The sequence below is a fragment of the Vibrio sp. 10N.222.51.C5 genome, from assembly GCF_041474575.1.
Lineage (GTDB): Bacteria > Pseudomonadota > Gammaproteobacteria > Enterobacterales > Vibrionaceae > Vibrio > Vibrio crassostreae_C.
In genome coordinates, this window is the sequence record NZ_JBFRUJ010000021.1 from 1 (window position 1) to 26923 (window position 26923).

At 44.0% G+C, this 26923-nt stretch carries 17 protein-coding genes; 6 read left to right on the forward strand and 11 right to left on the reverse strand.

Translation table 11 applies throughout. The features are described from left to right. Nucleotides 1-20 precede the first annotated feature (20 nt). The gene (locus AB4558_RS07740) at nt 21-10592 is read left to right on the forward strand and encodes a tandem-95 repeat protein (RefSeq protein ID WP_372158485.1); all 10572 of its coding nucleotides are present in this window, start codon (nt 21-23) and stop codon (nt 10590-10592) included. 87 nt (nt 10593-10679) lie between these two features. Here the strand turns inward: AB4558_RS07740 and AB4558_RS07745 are convergent, their stop codons facing one another. Next, complete coding sequence (locus tag AB4558_RS07745; RefSeq protein ID WP_017059708.1) at nt 10680-11873, reverse strand: class I SAM-dependent methyltransferase; 1194 nt, start codon at nt 11871-11873, stop codon at nt 10680-10682. A 128-nt stretch (nt 11874-12001) separates the two neighbouring features. Then, complete coding sequence (locus AB4558_RS07750) at nt 12002-13405, reverse strand: methyl-accepting chemotaxis protein (RefSeq protein ID WP_102319806.1); 1404 nt, start codon at nt 13403-13405, stop codon at nt 12002-12004. A gap of 88 nt (nt 13406-13493) precedes the next feature. Between AB4558_RS07750 and yccX the strand changes: the two genes are divergently transcribed. Then, a complete protein-coding gene (gene yccX / locus AB4558_RS07755; protein WP_017059706.1) occupies nt 13494-13781 on the forward strand; it encodes an acylphosphatase in 288 nt (95 codons plus the stop codon). 59 nt (nt 13782-13840) lie between these two features. Here the strand turns inward: yccX and AB4558_RS07760 are convergent, their stop codons facing one another. From AB4558_RS07760 to AB4558_RS07785, 6 genes are all read right to left on the reverse strand, one after another. Then, on the reverse strand, nt 13841-14170 hold the full coding sequence (locus AB4558_RS07760) for a TusE/DsrC/DsvC family sulfur relay protein (protein ID WP_017057205.1): 330 nt from the start codon (nt 14168-14170) through the stop codon (nt 13841-13843). A gap of 160 nt (nt 14171-14330) precedes the next feature. After that, on the reverse strand, nt 14331-14996 hold the full coding sequence (locus AB4558_RS07765; RefSeq protein WP_017057206.1) for a Bax inhibitor-1/YccA family protein: 666 nt from the start codon (nt 14994-14996) through the stop codon (nt 14331-14333). A 282-nt stretch (nt 14997-15278) separates the two neighbouring features. Continuing rightward, a complete protein-coding gene (locus AB4558_RS07770; RefSeq protein WP_017059704.1) occupies nt 15279-16043 on the reverse strand; it encodes an amino acid ABC transporter ATP-binding protein in 765 nt (254 codons plus the stop codon). A gap of 22 nt (nt 16044-16065) precedes the next feature. After that, nucleotides 16066-17163 carry an amino acid ABC transporter permease gene (locus tag AB4558_RS07775; protein WP_017059703.1) on the reverse strand — a complete coding sequence of 366 codons (1098 nt, stop codon included), beginning with the start codon at nt 17161-17163 and terminating at the stop codon, nt 16066-16068. 1 nt (nt 17164) lies between these two features. After that, on the reverse strand, nt 17165-18370 hold the full coding sequence (locus AB4558_RS07780) for an amino acid ABC transporter permease (protein ID WP_017066316.1): 1206 nt from the start codon (nt 18368-18370) through the stop codon (nt 17165-17167). A gap of 71 nt (nt 18371-18441) precedes the next feature. Further along, entirely contained in the window at nt 18442-19470 is a 1029-nt protein-coding gene (locus AB4558_RS07785) for an amino acid ABC transporter substrate-binding protein (RefSeq protein ID WP_017059701.1), read from the reverse strand. 480 nt (nt 19471-19950) lie between these two features. Here AB4558_RS07785 and AB4558_RS07790 point away from each other — a divergent pair, with 480 nt between their 5' ends. Then, nucleotides 19951-20892 (forward strand): bifunctional precorrin-2 dehydrogenase/sirohydrochlorin ferrochelatase, encoded by a 942-nt coding sequence (locus AB4558_RS07790; RefSeq protein WP_017059700.1) that lies wholly within the window; start codon nt 19951-19953, stop codon nt 20890-20892. A 185-nt stretch (nt 20893-21077) separates the two neighbouring features. Here the strand turns inward: AB4558_RS07790 and AB4558_RS07795 are convergent, their stop codons facing one another. Both AB4558_RS07795 and AB4558_RS07800 read right to left on the reverse strand, forming a co-directional pair. Continuing rightward, complete coding sequence (locus AB4558_RS07795) at nt 21078-21560, reverse strand: YajQ family cyclic di-GMP-binding protein (RefSeq protein WP_017063832.1); 483 nt, start codon at nt 21558-21560, stop codon at nt 21078-21080. Nucleotides 21561-21572: 12 nt separating this feature from the next. Next, nucleotides 21573-22631, reverse strand: coding sequence for a 3-deoxy-7-phosphoheptulonate synthase (locus AB4558_RS07800; RefSeq protein WP_017059698.1), 1059 nt, complete (start codon nt 22629-22631; stop codon nt 21573-21575). Between the two features lie 207 nt (nt 22632-22838). Between AB4558_RS07800 and AB4558_RS07805 the strand changes: the two genes are divergently transcribed. Together AB4558_RS07805 and AB4558_RS07810 are read left to right on the forward strand one after the other, a co-directional pair. Continuing rightward, a complete protein-coding gene (locus tag AB4558_RS07805; protein ID WP_372158490.1) occupies nt 22839-23726 on the forward strand; it encodes a putative PEP-binding protein in 888 nt (295 codons plus the stop codon). Nucleotides 23727-23902: 176 nt separating this feature from the next. Further along, on the forward strand, nt 23903-24388 hold the full coding sequence (locus AB4558_RS07810) for a PaaI family thioesterase (RefSeq protein WP_017059696.1): 486 nt from the start codon (nt 23903-23905) through the stop codon (nt 24386-24388). A gap of 108 nt (nt 24389-24496) precedes the next feature. Here AB4558_RS07810 and AB4558_RS07815 read toward each other — a convergent pair whose 3' ends face one another. Continuing rightward, nucleotides 24497-25852, reverse strand: coding sequence for a hypothetical protein (locus AB4558_RS07815; protein WP_017063834.1), 1356 nt, complete (start codon nt 25850-25852; stop codon nt 24497-24499). Nucleotides 25853-25880: 28 nt separating this feature from the next. Between AB4558_RS07815 and AB4558_RS07820 the strand changes: the two genes are divergently transcribed. Next, the gene (locus tag AB4558_RS07820; protein WP_017059694.1) at nt 25881-26789 is read left to right on the forward strand and encodes a S1 RNA-binding domain-containing protein; all 909 of its coding nucleotides are present in this window, start codon (nt 25881-25883) and stop codon (nt 26787-26789) included. The last annotated feature ends 134 nt before the right edge of the window (nt 26790-26923 follow it).

Consider the following 26923-nt stretch of genomic DNA (forward strand, 5'->3'; position numbering starts at 1 on the left):
CAGCGGGCGTTTCGGCGGAGGTGAACGACTTCGAGCAAGGCACGAACAGTGGCGATTACCAGATGGTGATGACCGACGGTTACGGCTCGACAGCGGAAGCGACGGTGACCCTGAAAGAGAGCAACGTGAACGAGGGCCCAGTAGCGATTGATGACACATATGAAACTCATAGTGAGACGCTGCTCTTCTCTGAGTCCTTTGAAAACATGACAAACACAGGTCGTTGGACAGTAGTAACTGGCGACGAACTGGGTGATTGGGAAGCAACAAATGGTCTAGAGATTCAGCGTGACGGTCTCATAGCTGAAGCGACAGACGGTGACTACCTCGCTGAGCTTGATGCTCATCAAAACACCGCGATCACAACAAGTATTAATACGTCAGACCAAGATAGCGTTCGTGTTGAATTTGATTACAACCCTCGACGAGACGGTAATTCATCTTCTGACATGACGTTTAAAGTCGGTGACACGTTAGTTACTGTTCACGCCGATAGAACTCTATCGGGTGCCGACGGACTTAATGTCCAAATAGGGCAACCTGACGCAAATGGTTGGTATAAGATCACGGCTGAGTTCGAAGTCCAAGGGGACGTTACGGACCTTACATTTGCAGGCGCTGGTGCTTCAGATAGCTACGGTGCGTTGTTAGATAACATTACAGTGACAGGTATTAATCAATCTAAACTTGTTACTGCTGAAGACACGTCTATCACGATTTCTTTTGATGAATTGTTGGCGAATGATACTGACATTGATGGTGATGAGCTCTCAATTGTTGTGGGTTCAATTACCTCCGCGACTAATGGTGAGCTGTTTGTCGACTACACAAACAATACAATTACATTCACACCGGATACCGACTATAACGGTGAGGCAACTTTTAAATATAAAGTGACCGATGGGAACGGTGGGGAAGATGAAGCAGAAGTTACGCTTAATATCACTCCTGTGAACGATGCACCAGTGCTGACAGGCGATCTGTTGGGTGAAGTGGATGAAGAAGGCAGCTATACCATTACGGCTGAGGATCTGGGCTACACGGACGTTGATGATACTGTCACAGGTGTGAACTTCACTGTCGGCAACGCGAGCAACGGCACAATTTTAGTCGGCGGTGTTCCGTCGAACCATTTCACTGTGGCGCAGTTGGCGGCGGGTGAAGTGACGTTCAAACATGACGGCAGCGAAACCAAGTCGGCGTCGTTCGATGTGAATGTTGAAGACGGCAACGAAGATGGTAGCACACCGGTAGACAGCACTTTCAACTTGACGGTGACGCCAGTGAATGATGCGCCGGAGCTGACAGGCGATCTGGCGGCGGAAGTGGACGAGGCAGGCAGCTACACGATCTCGGCAGCTGACTTGGGTTATACAGACGTTGACGATACAGACACAGGCGTGACCTTCACGGTCGGCAACGCGAGCAACGGCACAATCTTAGTGAACGGCGTCGCGTCAAGCAGCTTCACGGTGGCGCAGTTGGCGGCGGGTAAAGTGACGTTTAAACATGACGGCAGCGAAACCACGTCGGCGTCTTTCGATATTAATGTTGAAGACGGCAACGAAGATGGCAGCACACCGGTAGACAGCACGTTCAACTTGACGGTTACGCCAGTGAATGATGCGCCGGAGCTGACAGGCGATCTGTTGGGTGAAATGGATGAAGCAGGCAGCTACACCATCACGGCGGCAGATCTTGGCTACACGGACGTTGACGATACGGACACAGGCGTGAGCTTCACGGTCAGCAACGTGAGTAACGGCACAATCTTAGTGAACGGCGTCGCGTCGAGCAGCTTTACGGTGGCGCAGTTGGCGGCGGGTAAAGTGACGTTTAAACATGACGGCAGCGAAACCACGTCGGCGTCTTTCGATATTAACGTTGAAGACGGCAACGAAGATGGCAGCACACCGGTAGACAGCACGTTCAACTTGACGGTGACGCCAGTCAACGATGCGCCTGTAGCCATCAGTGATTCTTACAAAAACGTTCAAGAAACCATATTGCTCACTGAGTCATTCGAAAATATGGCAAACCCAGCGGGTTGGACGGTTGTTTCTAAAGACCCATCAGAGGTATGGGACTTTACTAATGGTATAGAGATTGAGCGAGACGGCTTAATTGTTGATGCTACCGACGGTGATTTTTACGCAGAGCTAGACCCACATAAAAATACGGTGATGACGACATCAATTGATACGTCGGATCAAGACTCTTTGAGGGTAGAGTTCGATTATAACCCTCGCCAAGACGGCAACTCGTCGTCTGATATGACTTTTACTGTTGGGAATACAACTATTACGCTGCATGCGGATGGAACAGTGACTGCTCCAGAAGGCATTTCTGTAACACTAGATGGTCCGGATAACAAAGGTTGGTATCAAGTAAATGCTGAGTTTGATGTTAGTAGTGATGCTACTTTAATCGCTTTTGCTGGTGCGGGTGAATCTGATTCGCTTGGTGCGTTTATCGATAACATTACAGTTACCGGAATAGATGCACCCAAACTCATAACGGAAGAAGATCAGGCTCTTACTATTAGTGGTAGTGAGCTGTTAGCCAATGATTTCGATGTTGATGGGGATGACATAACCATTTTTTCTGTCAACGCAACCGATGCTACAAACGGTTCTGTTCTGCTGATAGATGGCAATGTCGTGTTTGAACCTAACCAAGACTTCAATGGTGAAGCGACTTTCGAATACACCATTGTTGATACTCATGGTGAAAAAAGCACTACGACAGTGACCGTTAATGTCACACCAGTAAATGATGACCCTATCGCGAACGATGATTCAAGAGCGTTAGGTGATAACCTGATCGTCAATGGTAGCTTTGAAGACTATGAATCGGTATCAAATGCCGGCTGGGGTTCTCGAATCGACCAACTAGATGGTTGGTCCTACGATGCAAGAACTGGTGCTTTAGATTCAGTTCAAGAAGGCTATGCTGTTGATGAAACAGACGGCGATCGTATGATTGATATGGAAGGTAACGGTGACAATGTAACCCTTACCCAACAAATTCAAGGTGTGGAAAGCGGTACCCTATACCAACTGTCTTTTGATACGGCAATGTACGAACGACTGCCGAGTGCTGAGCTTGAGGTTATTTGGAACGGTGAAGTTGTTGCTACGATCACCCCTGAAAGCAACATAATGCAAACTCAGTCATTGGAATTATTAGGTGGTAGTGGCGATGGTTCAAATACCCTTTCATTTAGAGAAGTTGGCACTGAAGGCGACAAGAGTGGGACTTATCTAGATAATATCAAATTTCAAGAAGTGATTAAAAACCTTCAGACACAAGAAGATATAACTCTCGATATTCCTAGTAGCGAGTTACTTTCGAATGATTCTGACGTTGATGGTGATACGTTAATTATTTTAGATAGTTTAGTGATTGATCCAACATACGGTCAGGTTGAGTTAGTTGAACTACAAGATGGTTCTCAAACCGTTCGTTACACTCCTGCGGATGACTTCAATGGTATCGCTACGTTTACTTACACAGTTTCTGACGGTAAAGGTGGTACTGATACCGCAGTGGTTACGATTAATGTCACTCCAGAAAATGATGCTCCAATATTTGTCAAAGATGGAGTGCCGATTGGCGATACTGATCAAATAAGTGTATCGACTAAAGAGGATAACTCTGTATCTGGTAAGGTTACTGCAACCGATATTGACGACACTGACCTGACTTACACGGTGAGCCAACCTACAAACGGTAGTGTTGAGATCGACCCTGAAACCGGCGAGTGGAAGTACACTCCGAACAACGAGTTTGATGGAGATGATTCATTTGTTGTTACCGTGTCAGACGGCAACGGTGGTACAGATACCGTTACAGTTAATGTCGATGTATTACCTGTAGCAGAACTGACTGTGACAGCTGGTCTACCAGTAACTGAAGGTGATGAGGCTTATCTATCATTTGAAATCAACCTAGATGAGCTTGTCTCAGAGAACGTTGGTCTTGTTCTTACACTAGGGTCGGCAGGGGACTCTGCAACTAAAGGTGTCGATTACGAAGACACGATCTACGTTAAAGATGGACAAGATTATAAAGCGCTTTCAGAGCAAGAGCTTGCCGATCTTATTATTGCTAGCGGCTCTGATAGCTTCGAAGTCTTCATCAAGGTTCTTGATGATAAATTGCTAGAGGGTGAAGAAACTGTAACTCTAAAAGCTAGCTCAACTAGCGAGTTTGTTGAAAATGACAAACAGGACTCAGATATAGCTAGCATTGTCGATGAGGCAGACACAAACAAGGATACCGTTACAGTTGGCCTGACTGGTCCCGATTCAGTTATTGAAGGTGATAAGACAAGCCCATTTACGATTACGCTAAGTGAGCAAGTGCCTGAAGATAGTGTGGTTACTCTTCAGTACTCTTACACAAACGCGAGCAATGAAGATATTGTTGAAGTTATAACTGTAAACGTAGACGCAAATACAAATACAGCGACCTTTGAGATTCAAACTGAAGAAGACAACGAATACGAAGTTGGACAAGAGTTTAACGTTAGTGTTGTATCCGTAACCCAAGATGGTACCGATGTATTTGAGAAGCTAGATACGTCTAGTGCTGATAAAAATGTAGCTATTGACGATAGCCATGATAACCCGCCACAAGCTGAAGACTTCTCTATTTCTCTCAATGCAGATGGCTCTTCGCAAGTTATTTTCGATACCGGGATGGGGACTATCGAAGGTGATGGTACAGACCATATTTCTGATAATGAAGATGATAACGATAATGACGCAGATACAAATCTCGGCGTGATCATCACAGAGCTGCCTGATTCAGGAACTCTTTACTATGTCGATGGAAATAACAAGGTTGAAGTGGTAGTTGGGCAGACGTATGCAGATCCTAACAACATCGTTTATGAAGATGACCAAGAATCAACAGGCTTCTTCTTAGGTGTTGATGATACATCCACATTAGATAAAGGCCCTCATAGCACTGCAGAGTTCCATAACTGGGGTGATGAAGTAGATGCGTATACTCGTGAACTGAAATTTGATAATGGTGATGTCGTCACAATTACCTCGGAAGGTCGAAATAACGTTGACGCTAAGCCTTTAGTACAAAACAACAGTCAGCAAGGCCATATGGGTTTCGGTATTGCATCGACTAATCGCGGTATTCACCAAGACGAGGCAATCAACATTGATTTCTCTTCTCGTCCAGCGGACTCAGTAACGGTTGGTCTAAGTGGTTTGGGTGGCTGGTTTGCCCCAAATGCTGATGATAGTGTTCAATCAAGAGCGGAGATTATAGTCACCTTTGATTATGGTAATGGTGTCACAGAAGAACAAACCTTCCTTTATGATGACACCCACAATAATCTAAATGTCACGATTGTCGCTCCTGAAGGTGCTGAGATTGTTTCGGTGGAAGCAAGCACACAAGGACCAGGTAACTGGGAGCTGACTTCTCTTGAAGCTAAGGCGTCAGATTCATTCGAATATAAAGCAGTAGACAGTGATGGTAACGAAAGTGAAGTTAAGACAGTTACTATCGATAAGTCTGGTGACCTGAATGCGAATAACGATCCGCAAGGCTTCGAAGTTAAACTGGGTGAGTTCAGTGAAGACAACGACTCTCCATGGTCAGCCGAAGGCGCTGAGCTAAATGCTAGCTTCAATGGCCAAGATAAAGACTTCGCACACAGCGGCATTAAGATTGGTGTTGCCGGCAAAGTAGGTGGATTGGGCGCACAGATTGAATATGATCGTGCAGAGCAGCAATCTGAGAAGTTTGAAATCAACTTAGATAGCCCTGCGACTCAGTTTACATTTTCAGTATCTAACTTGTTTAAAAACGAAGGTAATGACGGTGATTTCACTGATAACCATGAACAAGGCAGTTGGGTAGCGTACCTCAATGGCGTAGCGGTTGCAGGTGATACGTTTATTGCTGAAGACGGTAACAATAGAGGTACTTACGAAATAACACCGCTTGGTCCTGATGGTACTCCAATCGCGTTTGATACTGTGGTGTTTGAAGCAACTGAGTATTCCAACCAAGCAACGCATGATAATGATGCGTCAGATTACTTCCTAACTGGTTTTAAAGCCTCTAGTGAAGGCGCATATGCAGTGAATCAAGGCGGCATTCTTGAGATTCCAACATCGAAGCTTGCTGGCATTATCGGTTCTGAGCTTCTAAATAACGATATAGACTCAGATGGCGACAATCTACGTATTACCTATGTATACGGTGAAACGGAAGGTAATGCGTATATTAAAGATGGCATCGTATACTTTGATTTAACTGGCGATGACTTCGTCGGTGAAACAACGTTTAAATATCAGATTACTGATGATAATGGCCAAATCGCGAGTGCTGAAGTTAATGTTATCGTAAACCCTCTACAGACTCCTTCTAGTGTTGCGTCTGTAGACCTGCTAGCAGACTCAGTAGTTGAAGGTGATGAACTTGGCTTTAAAGTCACTTTGGATTCAAGTGCACTTGTTGAATCTGCGTTGGACGTTACTTTTGGTAAGAACACGGATGCTGCGAATGATTCGGGTGACGAAAAAGATCTCGACTTGAGTCAGGTTAGTTTTACTAATGGCGTCACCTATGATCAGCAAAGTGGAAAACTGATTGTCCCAGTTGGAGTGAAGGATTTTGCAATCTTGATTCCGACAATTGATGACCGCCTCCATGAAATCGCTGAAACATACACCGTGACTGTTGATGGTGAATCCGCAGTGGGTAGCATTACTGATAACGATGAAGCTCCAATTATCGATACAGTGAGCAACGCGGTTAATCCAAATAATGAACAAGTAATTGAAGGCGATATGGCTGTCTTCACCGTGAACCTAGTTAGCACAAGCAGTCAAGAGACTCGATTCGATTGGTCGTTAAACTCCGGTTCAGCTGAGCTCGGTGATAACAAAGATTTCACCAACAACGTAGAGTTCACTGAGGGCGTGACGCTTGTTAATGGTCAGCTTGTTGTGCCTGCGGGAGTAACGTCGTTTGACATCAAGGTACCAACTAACGATGACGGCATTGATGAGTTAAATGAGAGTTTCACGCTCGAAGTGGGTGGCAAGCAAGGTATTGCAACGATCATCGATAATGATGAAGCACCGCAAGCACAGGACTCACATGTCATTGGCGATGAGGCACAAGCCCAAGGTTCATCGATTACGTTTGAGTGGGCCGATTTCAACGTTTCTGATGCAGATTCTAGTGAATTGTCGATTGTTATCACTAGTGCTCCAGGCGCGGGTGATATGTATCTGTACAACGAATCTACTGATGAATGGGTTCTGTTAAATACTGAAACGATTGGCACAGGAGTATCAGTAAGCCAAGAGCAGGTTGAACAAGGTTTCTTGATATTCAACCCAGTAAGCTATGAATCTAGTACGTCAATGTCTGATGAAGAGAATGTAGTAACTGGTAATAATCAACAAGATTATGCTGAGTTTAACTACCACAGTTCGGACGGCATCAACACCAGCTCTAGCACGACGATGTCGATTGATATTCGCCCTGATACGACGCTTGCCAAGTTAGTAGTAGATACACCAAATGTAGATTTAGATGAAGGTTTTAAGTTAGAGCAATGGGAGAACCTAGACTTTGATTACAACAATGGTAGCGGTGTCGCTCCGGACGTTGTTGAACAAGCTATCGAGTCTGCAGGTGCTGCCAACACTTCAGAAGTCACACAGACGCCAGACTTTGGCACTCAGAACTCTCCAGCTATCGAAAACATTTCGAGCAAACTTACTGGTTTGGTATTCCTAGTTGCTGGTGAGTCATACGTGTTTAGTGGTCATGCAGATGATTCATTTAGACTTGAAGTCGGTGGTGAAACCATGGCCTCTCAAACTTGGGGTGGAGGTGGTACCTATGAGTCTTCAGCCTTTGTACCATCGGCATCAGGTTGGTACACAATTACTGCATTCCACGACAACGAGGCTGGTCCAGGTAATGCCACTATCAGTGTCGCAGTTGGTGGTAATGAACCCGTAGACTTTAACACGGACAACTTCGATATTGTTCCTGATGTAAGTTCGCTTGAGGATAAAGTTAATATCGGGGCACAGGTTGAACATGAATCCTTAGAGGGTGGTTATTACCCAGCGTTCGATATTAATGAAGGGCTGGAAGATACCTTTATCAATGTCTCTAAGATAACTACGCAGCTTGTTGATACCGATGGTTCAGAGACGTTGAGACTCGTCGTGTCCGGTTTGCCTGAAGGTTCAATTGTTAAACTTGGAGATCAGGAGCTTGTTGTTAATGCTGATGGTGAAGTTGATATATCTGCTTGGTTAACATCAAATGGTACTGCCGAAACAGTGCTCGCTGATCTGATGATTCAGGTTGATGAGCCAGGCACTTATAACGTTAAGATTGAAGCGATTTCAGACGAGATTGTCGGAGATACCAGTGAGATTTCGAACGGGGCCTTCGACTTGATTGTTCATCCAGTGTCTGTTGGACCGGATGCTGAGAGTAAGGAAGCCTTTGGACAAGAAGATACTATTTTAGTGCTATCGATTGATGATTTTGGGATTGAGTCTGGCAACGATATAGTGATAACTCATCAACCACTCGATGGAGCGTTGGTGATTAACCTTGGTACTGTTCAAGAGCCAAATTGGCAGCCACTAAACTCGAGTCAGATTACATCGGCTCAATTAATTTCAGGCGTGATCGGCTTTAATCCAGATGCTAACGAATCTGGTTATGACGGCTTTAATGTTGATGGTGTAGGCAATAAATCGAATGACTACGCTGAAATTAAGTTCAAGGCTGTAAACGAGAATGGTACGTCAGAAGAGCATACGCTTACGGTAGATATTACGCCTGTGGCTGATGCCCCATTAGTAGCTGTTTCCATTGGGGATATTACCTTTTCCAACGGTATCGACGTATATCAAGAACTTGTTGGGTTCTCCCAGTTGACTACTACAGAGAAAAACACACTACTTACAGAACTTAAATTAGATGGTTTTGAGGAAGGCAGAGTACTTAACGCGGATATTCATGAGCACTTACATCAAGGCGGATCTAAGGACAAGCTTTATGTTGGTGACCAAAGTCAGGACTCGGACCACTATATAGGTGGTGCGGGCAACGATTGGTTCGTATCAGGCGCTGGAAATGACAAAATTGAAGGTGATGAAACTACCAGTGATATAGGTGTCGATGGGTATGACACTGTAATTTACTCAGGTCCAGTTTCTCAGTACATAATCACAGATCTAGGCGATAATGGTGGAGGTGTCGGCCACTGGCTAGTGCGAGATACGAAGGGGACCGATACACCTAATGATCAATATACTCCTTCTGATGAAAATGGAGACCACTTATATGAAATTGAACGATTGATTTTCTCTGATGCTATCGTTGAACTAAACAACATAGATGGAAGCTATCGTATTGTTCAACAACAGGAAATCCCTGTCGATATAACGGTTTCTTTGCAAGATACGGATGGCAGTGAAATCATTAAAGGTGATTCGGTTACGGTGAGTGGTATTCCGTCAGGGGCGAAACTGTATGTAGATGGAGTACTGCAAACGCCAGTCAATGGTACAAGTAATTACATACTTGCACTTGCTGTTGATGCAGCTGGAGTTGTGGGGACGGTAAGTGCTCAATTAGTATTCCCGGCGGATTATACTGGAAATCGTGATTTTGGTATTACAGTTGAAGCAGTTAGTGAAGAGCAATATGTTACGGGAGCGGACAAATTTGCAAGCTCTACGGCAACTGCAGAAATCGAGGTTCCTGAGCCCGTAACACCAACCACGATTAGTTCTTCTGGAGATGTCACCGACACGATTACCGTAGATGGAGCTGACCTTCAATGGCAGAAGCATCAATTCTCTGCTGGGAATACAGAAAATGAGAGAACATCAACGTTTGATAATACAAACACCGATTACCTTGTTGATGTTGGCAAAGGTGGTGACTACGTTCAACTAGGAGGTGGAAACGACACGGTTTACCTTGGGGGGAGTGAGTCATTAGCCAAGAACCCTAAAGACGGTGCGGCTGAGCGTGATGATTTTGTATCGGAAGGCGATAGTTATAGACCAAGTATGAATAAGAATGACAGCATCGATATTGCTTTCACTGGTGACGGTAACGATACAGTTTACGGACAAGCAGGTATCGACGCTATCGATGGTGGTACTGGTAATGACTACTTAGATGGTGGGAGTGGTGATGACGCACTTAAAGGTGGAGTTGGTCAAGATACGCTGATTGGTGGTCTCGGAAACGATATCCTTATTGGTGGTGATGACGCTGATATATTCAAGTGGGTTGATGGTGATTTAGATGGAAGTACCGATCGAATCTCCGATTTTAGCATCGCGGAAGGAGATAAGGTTGATTTGTCTGACTTATTTGCTGATGCGCCAACTCAACAACAAGTCACTGAGTTGTTAGACAACATCGAGGTTGAAGGAGGCGAAGTTAACTCCGCCATGGTTGTAGAAAAAGGTGGGCAGCAAGTTAAAATTGAATTTGATGGCCTCTCCGCTGCAGACTTGACGAATAGTTTGTCTGACATCCTAGTTATTAAAGACGATTGAGTTTGCTGATACTAATAAAAAACCGAGATTGAAGAATCTCGGTTTTTTATGAACTGTAACGCTGTTTCTTAGACTGGTAATTTGTATTTAAAGAACCTTACAAGCAAAACCTTTCAGGTAGAAACCTTCTGGGTAGGCAGTGTCTGTTAGGTGGTCGGCTGCTTGCTCGAAGCGCTCGACGAACTTAACCGTTCGGCCTGCATCTAATGCTGCATCAGCGATGATTTTTTGGAACAAATCAGTACCCATTAAGCCAGAGCAAGAGTAGGTGAGTAGAGTGCCACCTGGTTTCAGGATTTGCATCGCAAGCATGTTAACGTCTTTGTAGCCATTAGCGCCTGAAGTTAGGTTATTCTTGCTTGAAACAAACTTTGGTGGGTCCATGATCACTACGTCAAACTTAGTGCCTTGATCACGGTACTCACGAAGCAGTTTGAAAACGTCAGCGTTTAGGAATACAGCGCGCTTTTTCGAGATATCAAACTCATTAAGTTCAGCGTTGAATTTAGCGGTATCAAGAGCAAGTTGAGATACATCAGCGTTGATAACACGCTTCGCGTCGCCTTTAAGTGCGTAAAGGCCAAAGCCACCTGTATATGAGAAACAGTTAAGGACATCTTTGCCTTTAACGTACTTCATCGATTCTTTGCGGCTATCACGTTGGTCCATGTAGAAGCCTGTTTTGTGGCCTTCCATAATGTTCACGCTGATTTTAACGCCATTTTCTTCAATCACGATAGATTTTGGTGGCTCTTCACCATGAAGAACGCCGACAACTTGTTCTAGGCCTTCTTTCTTACGAACTGCCACGTCTGAACGCTCGTAGATGTTGCAGTCAGGGAAGCACTCGATTAACGCTTCAACCAATACGCTTTTGTTAAACTCAGCGCCAGCACTTAGCAGTTGGCAAACAAGAAAGTCTTGGTATTTGTCGATTGTGATACCTGGTAAGCCATCAGACTCTGCGGCCGTTAGGCGGTAGCCCGTTAGACCATCACGTTCGATAATGTCTTCTCGTAAAGACTGTGCGTCTTGAATTCGTTTTACGAAGAACGCCTTGTTGATCTCTTCTTTTTCAAATGTCCAAACACGAGCTCGAATTTGAGATTCTGGTGAGTAAGCCGCTTTTGCAAGCCACTGACCATTTTGAGCATATACGTCTACAGTTTCACCTTGTTTTGGTTCGCCTTCGACCTTATCGATACCGCGTGAAAATACCCAAGGGTGTTTGCGGCGTAGTGATTTATCTCGGCCTTTAGCTAGATGAATTGAAGGAGTCATAATTTACTCTGTTTGTTGAATTTGAAGGAGGGGTATTGTCGGGGAAGTGCAGGTGAAAAGCAAATAAGAAAGGGCTGCAGAAGCAGCCCTAGTAATGATTAATCAACACATTGTGGTGGATATCAGTATTAAGCTTTAAGACCTGTCAGCAAACCTTCCATCGTATCGCTTTGTTTACGAAGTTGGTCAACATTGGAATTACTCTTACTGATCATCTCGCAGATACTGTCTGACTGATGACGAATCTCTTCAACACTCTGTGCAATGTTGTCAGCGACTACGCCTTGTTCTTCAGCCGCGGTAGCAATTTGAGTGCTGCTATCTGAAATAGACTGGTTTTTTTCCGCTAATGAACCGATCTCGACGTTCACTTCTGACATCAGTGTTTGGCCTTCGTTAGCATTGTTCACCGTGACTTCCATCAGCTTGGTCAGTGATTGACTGTTACGTTGTAATGATTCAATCATGCTTTGGATTTCAACCGTTGCTTGCTGAGTACGACCGGCAAGGGCACGAACTTCATCGGCAACAACAGCAAATCCACGACCTTGCTCGCCAGCACGTGCGGCTTCGATAGCTGCGTTCAACGCTAACAGGTTAGTCTGTTCAGAAATACCGTTGATGGTTGTGACTACTTCATCGATCTGCGCCGCGTTGGCATCCAGTTCTTCTACTGCTTGTGAAGCGGACTGGATCTCTTGAGATAGGCTAGAGATAGACTCCAGTGTATTTGAAACCTTGACTTGACCGCTCTGAGCAACGCCGCGAGCGTCCATCGTTTGTGAGCTAGACGCATGAGCAAGGGTAGCGACTTCGCGAATGGTAGCTGCCATTTGTTCCGTTGCACTTGCCAAGCTATTCAGGTGTTCCTGTTGGTTACCTGAGATGTCTGAACTTTGTTGTGTTGACTGGTTCAAGTCCGAGCTGATCTGCTGCATGAGAGCGACAGACTCTTGGATTGATAGAACCATGTTTTGCTCACGTTCAGCGACTTTATCGATTGTAATCGCGATTTCACTGAACTCGTCACGAACTAAGAAGTAGTTCATGCGGCAAGTTAAGTCGCCATTCGCAAGCGTGTTCAGAGCTTTGTTCATAGAGAACATCGCGCCGCCAATAAAGGTCATGATGTAGTAAACACCTAGTGCGATAAGCGTTAGGGTTACAGCGATGATAGAAACCTGAGTCGTCGATAGAGCAGACCAAAGGTTTTGGTCATGGTTAGCAACTAGGCTGAACGCTCCATTCATCACTGAAACAGAACCAGCACCGTAGCCTAAAGAGATGGTTTCAGAGCTGCTGACAAGCTGAGCTACTTGATCTTTAGTGAGTTGACCCGCTTCGATAAGCCCTTTCATCAAGAGCATTTCTTCTTGATAAAGGTGAGCAAGTAAAGAGTCCGCGGCACTATCTAAAACGAGAGTTAATATAACCAGGGCGAGAAGAGGCAATAAGAAGAGTAGATAGAACTTTTCTTGGATTTTTAGGTGAATGAGATATTTGTCAATCCAACGAAATGGGATTTCTTTCATAATCGTTATACTCGAAGTAAGTCCACCAATAAGCGGTGAATGAATAGAAACTCGACTATATCATTCATATAATTTATGAGGCAACGTTATGGAAAGTTCACAATATATTTTTGTCGTGTCAGGCGTAGTTCAATGTGTTGGGTTCCGTTACCACACCAGTAGGCAGGCGCAAGCTATGGGTCTCTCAGGTTATGCAAAGAACTTAAATGATGGTCGAGTTGAAGTGTTAGTTGTCGGAGAGAGTCAGCAAATTGAGAAGTTACATGCTTGGCTCTATATTGGCCCTTCGAGCGCAACAGTAGACAACGTTGTGATGCATCAAGTTAAAGATAGTGAGCGCCAAGACGTACGCATAGGGGCGTTTAAAATACTGTAGTTGTAGCACTACAGTATTTTATATTGAACGTAACTTAATGACCTAAAGCGGGTTAGGTTTTACAAGCACTTTGCTGGTTTAGGTAAACCGGCGAGCTTGGTCGCTTGTTTTGCAGGGCCTTTTTTGAATAACTTGAAAAGGTACTTACTATTGCCTTTTTCTGGGCCGTGAGCTTTTTCCATTGCTTTAACGAGCATGCGAACCGCTGGTGAGGTGTTGAACTCTTCGTAAAAGCTCCTTACAAAATGTACGACTTCTAAGTGTGCATCTGTAAGTTCAATCGCCTCGTCTTGAGCAAGAATTTCAATCATGCCTTCTTCCCATTGCGTGTAATCCAATAGGTAGCCTTGAGCGTCGGTTTCGATTTGCTTGCCGTTATATTCAAACATGTTTAATCCAGAATCCAATTAACTATGCGGATAGGGTACATGACCAAGTTTGTCTTTCTCAACAGAAATTGTAGCTATCCAATGAAATATCGTACTTATAGATACAAAAAAGCCCAAGAGGTAGGCTCTTGGGCTAGATATTCTTCAATGATGGGAACGATTAGTCGTCGCTGCCCATGATGCCTAGGATGCTTAGTAGGCTGATGAAGATGTTGTAGATCGATACGTACAAGCTGATCGTTGCAGAGATGTAGTTTGTTTCACCGCCACGAATGATGTTTTGCGTTGTAAGCAAGATAACACCAGTCGAGAACAGGATGAACATACCGCTCATTGCCAATGATAGTAGAGGCATTTGTAGGAAGATGTTTGCAACCATGCCTACAAGTAGTACTACGAAACCAGCTAATAGCATGCCATTAAGGAACGACAGGTCACGCTTAGTTGTTAGTGCGTAAGCTGATGCGCCCATAAACGCCAGTGCTGTACCGCCAAGTGCAGTTAGGATGACATCACCCATGCCTGCGCCAACGTACATGTTTAAGATTGGACCGATGGTGTAGCCTAAGAAACCTGTAAATAGGAATGTGAAGACTAGACCCATGCTGTTGTCACGGTTCTTTTCTGTTAGGAAAAGTAGGCCGTAGAAGCCAACTAGCATGATAATAAGACCCGGGCGAGGAAGGTTCATCGCCATGGATACGCCTGCTACAACAGCAGACCAAAGTAGTGTCATAGACAGTAATGCGTAGGTGTTACGCAACACTTTATTGGTTTGCAGAGCACTTTCTTGAGATGCTGTGCGTGAAAACATAGGGCTGTTCATAATCTTCCTCGTAAGGTGACTTCAATAGTTATTAGTACATTTATGGGGGTGAAAGTTCGAAAAATCAAGTCTCTCATTCCTCTTGTATACGTAAAATAATAATCAAAATAGTCGGTTAAGTGTTTCTGAAGGTGTAACAAAGTATTTCTTAAAGTGCAGTTAAGGTTCGTTGTTCAATTTTAATCGCACTGAATCGCTGTTTATAATCTTGAAAAACTAATTATAACACTGAAAACAAAGAGGCGACCTAAGCCGCCTCTGTAGTTTATGCATCATAACACATTAGTGGTGTAAGATTTGGCTTAAGAAGTTCTGCGTTCTGTCTGATTGTGGGTTTTCAAAGAAATCGACAGGGTTGTTCTCTTCTATGATTTCACCGGCATCCATGAAGATAACGCGATCCGCGACCTCTTTAGCAAAGCCCATCTCGTGCGTTACACAAAGCATCGTCATGCCTTCTTCTGCAAGCTCAACCATTACGTCTAACACCTCACGAACCATTTCGGGATCGAGCGCCGACGTTGGCTCATCAAACAGCATCACTTGAGGGTTCATACACAAAGAGCGAGCGATAGCTACACGCTGCTGTTGACCACCTGAAAGCTGACCTGGGAACTTGTCCGCTTGCTCAGGGATTTTTACGCGCTCTAGGTACTTCATTGCAATCGCTTCGGCTTCTTCTTTTGGCATCTTTTTGACCCAGATTGGAGCCAGAGTACAGTTCTCTAATACCGTCAGATGTGGAAACAGATTGAAGTGTTGGAAACACATGCCGACATCTCTACGCACGGCTTCGATGTTCTTTAGGTCTTCCGTTAATTCATTACCTGAAACGAAGATATGACCTTTTTGGTGCTCTTCTAATCGGTTGATGCAGCGGATCATCGTTGATTTACCAGAGCCTGAAGGGCCACAGATAACGATTTTCTCGCCTTTTTTAACTTCTAAATTGATGTTCTTAAGTACGTGGAATTCACCGTACCACTTGTTCATGTCTTTCAACTCGATCATAAGACCTTGAGAGTTGTTTTCTGTCTGCTGCGTCATAATACGTCCTTGATCTTGTTAATTATCGTTTGTGACCGGTGTGAAGTCTGTTTTCTAGCCATATCGAATATCTCGACATGCCAAAACAAAACACCCAGAACACTAACGCGACAAATACATAACTTTCTGTTGAATACCCAAGCCATTCAGGGTCGGTATTCGCGGCTTGGCCAATTCCTAGTACATCAAACATACCAATAATCAAAACAAGACTGGTATCTTTAAACAAACCAATGAAGGTGTTCACAATTGAAGGAATCGTGATTTTAAGAGCTTGAGGTAGAATGATAAGCCCAGTCTTTTTCCAGTAGCTTAACCCCAGAGCATCAGCTGCTTCGTATTGGCCTTTTGGTATTGCTTGTAGACCACCTCGAATTACTTCGGCCATGTAGGCTGCACTGAATAGAACTACCCCTACAAGTGCTCGAATGAGCTTATCGGTTTCTGTCCCTTCTGATAAAAAGAGTGGCAGCATTACTGAAGCCATGAATAGAACTGTAATGAGCGGTACGCCACGCCAAATTTCGATGTATACGGTACACATACTGCGAATGATCGGCATCTCTGAGCGACGCCCAAGAGCAAGTGCAACACCAATAGGGAGTGACACTACAATACCAACAAGTGCGATGACCAGTGTAACCAATAGGCCGCCCCATTTATGGGTATCAACAACTTCTAACCCAAAGACGCCACCGTATAGCAAGCCGGCAATGATAAATGGGTAGATGTTGACGAAGAACAACCAAATCCACGTACGTTTAGGTGTTTTTTCATAAGCCAGTAAGGCTACAAAAATGGCCAACGTTGCGTAGAAGAGGCGAGGTCGCCACAGTTCAGCTTCTGGGTAGAAGCCATACATGAATTGGTCCCAACGAACGCTGATAAAAACCCAACAAGCGCCTTCGCTAGTACAGGCATCGCGTGTGGTTCCTATCCAGTCGGCACTGATGAATGCCCAATCCGCTATTGCCCATAATAGGGTGAAAGCAAAGTAAGCAAGAATCACAGTGACGACGCTGTTAATAGGTCCATTAAATAGATTTTTTCTTAACCAACCGACTGGCCCAACGGTATTCGCTGGAGGCGGAAGATCAGGTTGAAATTGATGTGTACTCATCTTATCTCTCCACCAACGCTACTTTGCGGTTGTATATGTTCATTAGAGCGGACGTTAATAGGCTCAAGGTTAGGTAGACGCCCATTGTCATCGCGATTACTTCGATAGCTTGTCCAGTTTGGTTAAGTGTTGTTCCTGCAAATACAGAGACAAGATCAGGATAACCAATGGCCATCGCAAGTGATGAGTTTTTGGTCAGGTTTAGATACTGACTGGTTAGTGGTGGGATAATGATTCTTAATGCTTGTGGAATAATGACAAGCTTTAGAGTTCTAGAACGTGGGATGCCTAGAGACATCGCAGCCTCAGTTTGCCCATGGTTTACCGCGTTAATACCTGAACGAACAATCTCAGCAATGAACGCTGCTGTATAGATACTTAAAGCGAGCATCAATGCAGCAAGCTCAGGGATTATCGTAACACCACCCTTGAAGTTAAACCCTTTCAACACAGGGTAATCTGCAGAGATAGGCATGCCCATAACAAAGTAAGTTATCAACGGTAAGCCTAAAATCAACGCAGCTGCAATTCGCAACATCGGTGTTTGTTGGCCGGTCAGTTTCTGTCTGTTCTTAGCCCAGATGTTGATAATAAACGTAGCGATAATACCGACAATCAATGATGCGATGACAATGCTACTGCCTTGCTCAAAGACTGGAGCAGGGAAGTACAACCCGCGTACGTTCAAGAAAATTGCTTCACCTAGACTCATACTTTGACGAGCAGAAGGCAAGGCTTGTAGAACGGCGAAATACCAGAAAAAGATTTGTAATAGCAGAGGGATATTTCGGAATATCTCAATGTAGACAGCTGCAAATCGGCTAACTAGCCAGTTTGAAGAGAGTCTAGCGATACCCATACTAAAGCCCAGCACTGTCGCTAGCATGATGCCGAGTACTGAAACCAAAGCGGTATTGAGAAGACCGATAAAGAATGTACGACCGTATGAGAAGGTCTCGTCGTATTCAATCAGTGTTAAGCCGATACCAAAACCAGCTTCTTGGGAGAGAAAATCAAAACCAGTGGTGATACCACGGGAATCTAAGTTTGTGAGTGCATTATTTACAATCGTGTAAAAGAAAGCACAAAGCGCCCCGACGGCGATAATTTGGAAAATGATGGAGCGAAAAGTGGGGTTGTAAAATAAGTTGGCACTTTTGGGCTGTGGCTTTGCCTGAGCTGGAGAAATAGTTTCATTAGGTTTCATACTACTATAACCTCAAATCCATTTAATAAATAGGGCGGAAAACTCCGCCCTAATTGATGCTTGAAAATTTATTAACGGATTGGTGGAGCGTACATAAAGCCGCCCGCATTCCATAATGCATTTACACCACGAGAGATTTGAAGTGGAGAACCTGTACCAACAGTACGCTCAAAACTCTCACCGTAGTTACCAACTTGCTTAATTACTTGGTAACCCCAGTCGTCGCGAATGCCAAGGCCTTTACCTTTAGGACCGTCTACACCAAGAATACGTTTGATGTTTGGATCTTTTGACTTAAGCATTTCGTCTGCATTTTTAGAAGAGATGCCGTATTCTTCCGCGTTAATCATTGCTGAAAGTGTCCACTTAGCAACGTTAAACCATTGATCATCATCTTGACGAACAACAGGGCCTAGAGGCTCTTTAGAGATGATTTCAGGAAGTACTTCTGCAGATTTAGGATCAGCTAGGTTTAGGCGAAGTGCGTATAGACCAGATTGGTCAGTTGTTAGTACGTCACAACGACCTGCGTCGAAACCTTTCGATGTTTGTGCTGCCGTATCGAATACCACTGGCTTGTAAGACATGCCACTGTTACGGAAGTAATCGGCTAGGTTAAGTTCAGTTGTTGTACCTGATTGAACACATACAGAAGCGCCATCAAGCTCTTGAGCACTTGTTAGGCCAAGTTCTTTCTTAACCATGAAGCCTTGACCATCGTAGTAGTTAACGCCTACGAAGTTCAGACCTAGAGCAGTGTCACGATGTAATGTCCATGTTGTGTTACGAGATAGTACGTCGATTTCGCCAGATTGAAGCGCAGTAAAACGCTCTTTTGCTGTTAGAGGTACATACTTAACTTTAGTCTTGTCACCGAGTACAGCCGCTGCAAGAGCTTGACAATACTCAACATCAATTCCTTCCCATTCACCTTTTGAGTTAGGGTTAGAGAACCCTGGAAGACCGGTACTTACACCACAAGTTAGAAAACCTTGAGATGTGACTTTGTCCAGAGTGCTTTCTGCCGCTGATGCCGATGTTGCCATCATCGCAGTTGATGCAGCTACTACTGAAGCAAGAAGTGTTAGTTTATTTGTCATTTGTATCCTTCCTTGTTAACCAGGTGACACCTGATACTCGTGCTCGTTTGAGTTTCTCTTATGTGTTGCGTTTTCTATGACCTTGTTGTTCAAATTAAACGAGTTGCATTTTGCAAATGAAACTGTGTGCGATTTAAACAACTGTTTATAAGGTTAGGAAAGGATCCGTAGTTTCACAAATGTATAATTTAAAAAGAATTTTGAATGAAATCACAAATCCGAACACAATTAGAATGACCAAATGTTAAGTGAATGTAAATAGTGCAACGGTTCACACTGTTGGTGCAACGAGATTTAGATTTTTATATTGATAATCGACTAGATAAATATTCTGAATAAACATCACAATGATGAAATATTAAACTTAAGAAATGTTGAAATTTGGTCAATAAATATTTTTATTACACTTCGATAGTTATGAATATGCTCCAAATTTGGTAGCATGGCTGAATAGTTATTGAAGTAGTCTCAAGGAAGAACATGCGTTATTTCCCAATGTTTTTGGATGTAGAAAATAAGCCAATCTTAGTGGTTGGTGGGGGTGAGGTTGCTTGCCGTAAAGTCGATAGCTTACTACGAGCGGGAGCGGATGTGACTTTGGTGTCTCCCAAGGTAGCGCCTTACTTAAAGCAGCTTGTGGACGAGAACAAGCTTCACTGGGTTCAAAACTTTTACTCGTCACAGATCATATCGAAAAATTACTTGCAGGTTTGGGCCACAACAGACAACCCAAGCTTGAATCACCAAGTGTATAATGATGCGAAAAAACTGGGCATTTTAGTCAATGTGGTTGACGATCTTCCTTACTGCGACTTCATCACACCTTCGATGATAAATCGCGGCAGAATCCAAATTGCCATCTCTAGTGGCGGGGCATCACCTGTTTTAGTAAGAAATATCAGAGAAAAACTCGAAACGGTATTGCCACAAAACATAGGTTTGATAGCAGACTTCGGTGCATCAAAACGCAATTCAATCAAAGAGTCATTCCCAACCGTCGACGAGCGTCGTAAATTTTGGGAGCGTTTCTTGTCATCCAGCTTTATCGAGCAGGTGAATGACAGAGAGCAGTTAGAGTCTTACTACCAGCAAGCGCTAACCGAAGGCATTGATAGCGAAGGGCAGGTCACTTGGATTGAATTCGAGCAAGATGTCGAGCTGCTGTCTATGAAGGCTTTACGTTTGATGCAGGAGGCAGAGCTCGTACTTTCACCGAGCGATTGTCCATTTGAATTTATCGACCTGTGCCGCCGAGATGCAGAAAGAGAGAGCTACGCCAACAGCGGAGAGCTATCAACAAAGCTTGAGCAAGCAAGAGCAGAGAAATTACGAGTGTGTGTGTTTATTCCACCAGCAAGCGTAGAGTTTAATCTGTTGGTCGGCAAAGATCTAAAATTGTCAGCAGCCCAAGTACTCAGTTGAGGTAATTGCTTCTAGTTGAAATGAGAGCTTTCTGGTTGTTTGAAATCGGCTAGAGGCTCAGAATAAAACTAAAGCTGGACCAGATAAATAAAAAGCCACTTCGAGAAGTGGCTTTTTGCTATTTCAAACACGACATTGTGTTGATGAATGAGCAACCCAAATAGGCGGTCGCTCAAACTCAATAATTAGTCGCGGAAGTTGTCAAACTGGAAAGGTTGACCAAGTTCACCGCCGCGAACTAGAGCCATAACAGCTTGTAGGTCATCACGCTTCTTACCAGTAACACGAACTTTGTCGCCTTGGATAGAAGCTTGAACTTTAACTTTGTTGTCTTTGATTAGCTTAACGATCTTCTTAGCGACATCAGTTTCAATGCCTTGCTTAAAGATAACCGTTTGGTGCCAAGTGCGACCTGTTTGGTCTGCCGCTTTCGCTTCCATCGCGTTAGGATCAACATTACGCTTCGTTAGGTTGCTGCGAAGGATATCGCGCATTTGCTTCAGTTGAAAATCGTCTTGAGCAGTCAATTTTACTGATTCATCTTTGTAATCAAAGCTTGCGTCAACGCCGCGGAAATCGAAACGAGTCGATAGTTCACGGTTTGCGTTGTCTACTGCGTTACGCAGTTCTACTGCTTCTACTTCAGAGATAATGTCAAATGATGGCATTGTGTTGTTTCCTTAAGCTAAGTTTCTATCTTTAATTGCTGTTGCAAGCATGTCTAGCATTGTTGCAGTATCTTCCCAGCTTAGGCATGGGTCAGTAATCGACTTGCCATATTCTAGGTTGTTAATGTCTGTCATTGGCTGGTTGCCTTCAATAATGAAGCTCTCTGCCATAATGCCTGCAATTTGGTTCTTGTTAGATTTAATTTGCTCACAAATGTCTTGTGCAACTTCTAACTGCTTACGGTGTTGCTTCTGACAGTTAGCGTGGCTAAAGTCTACAACCAAACGTTGAGGCAGATCGAATTCAGCCAGTTGCTTACATGCAGTATCTACAGATTCAGCGTCGAAGTTGGGGCCTTTGTCACCACCACGTAGAATAACGTGACCGTATGGGTTGCCAGAAGTACGGTAAACCGTCATGCGGCCGTTCTTATCTGGAGAGTAGAAGTAGTGTGAAGCATGTGCTGCACGAATTGCATCGATAGCAATCTTGATGTTGCCGTTGGTCGCGTTCTTGAAGCCAACAGGGCAAGACAGTGCAGAAGCCATTTCACGGTGAATCTGAGATTCAGTTGTACGAGCGCCAATCGCACCCCAAGTGATAAGGTCTGCAATGTACTGACCTGTGATCATATCAAGGAATTCAGTCGCGGTAGCTAGGCCAAGCTTGTTGATATCTAGCAGAAGCTTACGAGCTTTGTTCAAGCCTGTTTCAAGTGCGTATGAACCATCAAGGTTAGGATCTGTAATCAAACCCTTCCAACCTACAACAGTACGAGGCTTCTCGAAGTAGGTTCTCATTACAACGAACAGTTCATCTTTGTACTGGTCTTGAATTTTGCTTAGGCGCTCAGCGTAATCAAGTGCCGCATCTGTATCGTGAACAGAGCAAGGGCCTACGATAACTAATAGGCGGTTATCACGACCAGTTAGGATATCTTCGATTTGGCGGCGAGAATTTTTAATGCGCTCAGCAACGTCGTCAGTAATAGGGTGTGCATTGCCTAGTTCGGCAGGAGTTGGCATAGGACCCAGAGCTTGGGTTCTCAACTCATCAGTTTTTAATGGCATGTGATAGCTTTTTTATTCTATTGCGAAGTGGTTAAGATAACGGAATTGAACAGAGGAATAAACTCTATTGAGTCAAAGTTATCTCAGTTATTGCTAATATTCTTATTTTTATCAGCAGGCCAGCGTCAAATAAGGGAATTTCACTTGTATTAACAGGCAGCTATCGGTATTTTCGTTTGAACACAACATAAAAATGCTGGAGCAGCAATGACTCAAGAAAATCAAAGCACTTTGCACCCAGAACTCGTCTTAGGTGATGTGCTGCCTTCTTACAACGATAATAATAATTCTAACCACTTATACGTTTCATTATCAGAATTAGTGATGGATCGTGTCTTCTACCACCCAAGTATCGAGAGTCACTTAGATACTTTGACTGATATTGAAAAAACGTCTTTAGAAGCGATCCTTGGCGATAAAACAGTCGATGAGCATTTTGTTTCGTCCTTAGTGATTGCCATTCAAGCTGCCGTTCAGCCAAATCACACTTCTGTTCGTATCGCATTAAGCAGTGCAGACAGCTATGGATTCCGTTCGCTGCTTGGCGGGAACTGTGAAGCAGAAGAGATTAACCCTGCACTAGGTGTTCGTGGCGTTGCTCGTTACGCGACACCAGAATACAGCAAGGCTTTCGCTTTAGAATGTCAGGTTATTAAGGCATTACGTGAGCAGGGCATCAACGTTGAAGTAGTTGTGCCTTACGTTCGTGCGTTAAGCGATGCCGCTAAGATTATTGACCTGCTTGCCGAGCAAGGGCTACCACGCGGCCTTAACGGTTTGAAAGTACTGTTCTCGTGCGATGTGCCGTCTGCAGTGCTACTGAGCGAACGTTTACTGCATTACTTCGATGGTGTAGTGGTAAACGTTGATAGCTTAGCGTCTTTCACTTTAGGCGTAGACAAACACAATGAAGCTCAGCAACACGCTTTTGATCCACAAAATGAGGCGGTCATTACTTTGTTGGATATGATTGTTAAAGCAACCCTGAACGCGAAGAAGCCAGTGCTGCTAGTAACTCAAGGCTTAGTGGATTACCCACGTCTACAAGGTTACATAGCTGATCTTGAAGGCGTAGAAACGGTCGTGACTGCATAAATCGGTTTGTTGTCTTAGTAAGTCAACTGGCTCTATCCGTTTATTTGAAGCGCTAAAGCTTTGAGAATGAAAGAGATATCATTATGCGATGATATCTCTTTTTTGTAACATTTTTTTGACATCTCTATCGCTAATCGATTAACTGGTCTGATGACTGATTTGACTAGGTAATCCGAATGTTGACCCCTCTACAAAAAGCAAATTTCTACTTAAGCATGTTTGGCTTTTTCAAAGTCCCACTTATCTGGTTGTGCCGACCAAAACTACTCGCGTTGGACAACCAACATGTTGAAGTGAAAATCCCGCTTAGAAGGCGTACTAAGAATCACCTTAACAGTATGTACTTTGGCGTTTTGGCTGTAGGTGCGGATGTCGCGGGTGGGTTTCTTGCGATGAGCAAATCTCAGCAGCAAGGTGAAAAGATCTCGTTGGCATTTAAAGAGGTGACGGGTAACTTTTTGAAGCGCCCTGAAGGTGATGTGCATTTCACTTGTAACGACGGTGAGCTGATCAACACTATGCTGGCAGAAACCATGTCGACCGGAGAACGGGTCAATCAACCCGTAACCATTATCGCGACTTGCCCATCTTTACATGGTGACGAGCCGATGGCGGAGTTCACGCTTACGCTTTCAATTAAGAAAGTCCCTTCAAGAAAATAGCGATTAAATAATAGATTTTGGTTTAGAAGTCATGGGTAACGTTGAAGAGATAAAACAACGGTATGTGAATGGTTTCCACATACCGTTATAGAGAACTTTATAACGGCTCTATGACTCTTGAGTGATCTGCTCAATATCAACTATTTTTGAACGGTTCATAACGATCTTCCAACGGTAGTAGGTTGGTTCGTTATCATGGTTGTTCTCTTTAATGATCAGGTTGAGAAGATGACGCTTTTCTACTGATTCGCGGCTCACTTGTCCTTCATTCAAGCGGTAGATCTTGTTTGAGCCTTTATCCATCAACCGTGTCAGCGCTCTGAGGCTGATCGATAACGTTTCACGAGTCTCCTCATAACCACTCATAAAGGTCGATGTCGACATCTCAGTATGAGAGCGGTAATGCAAGATTTGCTCTTCACGTTGTACCACACGCTTTTTACGGATCGACTGAATGCGATCTGCAAGCTTAGAAAAATTTGCGTAGTCCAACCATTCCAGTTTATGGCCTACTGACTTGTTGGTCGTTGGATCATAGTAACGACGCTTCCATTTTGGCTTGCCTTTACGCAGCCAGCGCCAAAGGATGTCTCTCAAGTCATCTTTAAAGATCTCACGCAGTGCGTAAATGAAAGACATTGCCACGATGAAAGAGGCGGTAATCTCACCAAGAAAGTCACGAGCCAAGATCACAGTAGTGGTCACGACAACCATCACCAAACCGGTCGCGATGCCTTTCACGGCACGCTTAACGTTCTTACCCATCGACGTTGTCTTTTCTTTAAGCACGATAGGGTGTTCAATCAAACGACGCAGCAAACGCATCTTGTTACTCAAGCGGGTAACGTCCTCTCGAACTCTTGCTGAGTTGTAGCGGTTCAGTTTACGGTGCGCGGTCTCTTTATCACAAAGCGTTAAGAGTCGTTCTTTAATCGTTGAATACTCACTACCTCGTGGCATGTGTGAAACTAGCGATAGGAACTTTTGCTCGGTATACCAAGATAGGTAGTTATCGATATTAGCGTAGTAGCGCTTGAGATTTTCTTCGTAAGGGATGCTTCGGCGTAGCTTCTTCAAGATATCTAAAGCCAATTCAATGACTTCATCTACTTCATCAGCCGTTACGTCGTCACTATCAGTTTTATTTAAGCTGCTGACTGCTTTATCTAACGCGATAACATATTGGTAGGCAAACAGACTCAAACTGACACGATACTGTGTTGTAGATAAGCGTCCACGTTTTGCCAAGCGACTGTGTACCAAAGGTAAAAGTGTTTTGTCACTATAGTAGGCACGTTTTTGAGTGATTGAGCTGTAGAAAAAGGCACTTTCAGAAAGCACTTCAGGAGTCAGTCCAAGTTCACCGGGAATGAATAGATAAACGTCCATGTCGAGCTTTTTGGTCTTAGCCATGGCATGGTTAATTTTAAGTGTTATCGCATCTTGTTTATCAACGGTGATCAACGATGTCTCCTAGAATGTAAAAATATGAATGAAACTAGCGAAAGCATATCAGAGATCACGTATAATCTCCGCCAAATTTAAAGTAGAGACAACCTTGATGATTAATATTGGTCAAATAAACAACTTAGAAGTAGTAAAACAAGCAGACTTCGGTGTATTCCTTGACGCGAGCGACTATGGAACCGTGTTGCTGCCGAAACGATTTACTCCTGAAGGTGTTGAAATTGGTCAAAAGCTAGATGTTTTCTTATACATAGATTCTGACAACCAGATCGCTGCAACGACTGAAAAACCAATAGCTCAAGTAGGCCAGTTTGGTTTGATGACGGTTGAAGGTGTTAACAGCACTGGTGCATTCATGAGCTGGGGCGTGAAAGGTAAAGACCTTCTTGTTCCTTTCAGCGAGCAGCGTGGCCGTTTAAACGAAGGTCAGTCAATCTTAGTATATGTGTATATCGATAAAGCATCGAGCCGTATCGTTGGTACAACGAAGTTCAACAAATGGTTAGACAACACGCCTGCGACTTATAAGCAAAATGAGCAAGTCGATCTCATTATCGCTGAGCGCAGCCAGTTAGGTTACAAAGCGATCGTGAACGGTGAACACTGGGGTATGATTTTCCCATCTGACATCATCGGTAAGCTGTTCATTGGTAAAACACTAAAAGGCTACATTAAAAACGTTCGTGAAGAAGACGGTAAGATTGATTTGTCTCTTCAGAAGGTTGGTGTGGCTAAGATGGATGACCTAAGCACTAAGGTTCTTGACCTGCTTGAGAAGAAAGGCGGTTACCTGCCTTTGAATGATAAGTCTTCTCCTGAAGTTATTTTCTCTGCATTCAGAACCAGCAAAGGTACGTTCAAGAAGACAATTGGTGGTCTATACAAATCTGGCAAGATCACTATCGACAAAGAAGGTATCAGCTTAGTTAAGTAAGCGGTCCTTTCGGTCAAAAAAAAGCCCAAACCTTCCTGTTTGGGCTTAGGGGAAAGGGCTCCGAAGAGCCTACGCTAATCGTTTTAATCTTTTGACTGTTAGATTGAAGTCTAGTTTAGATTCTCTAAAGTGCG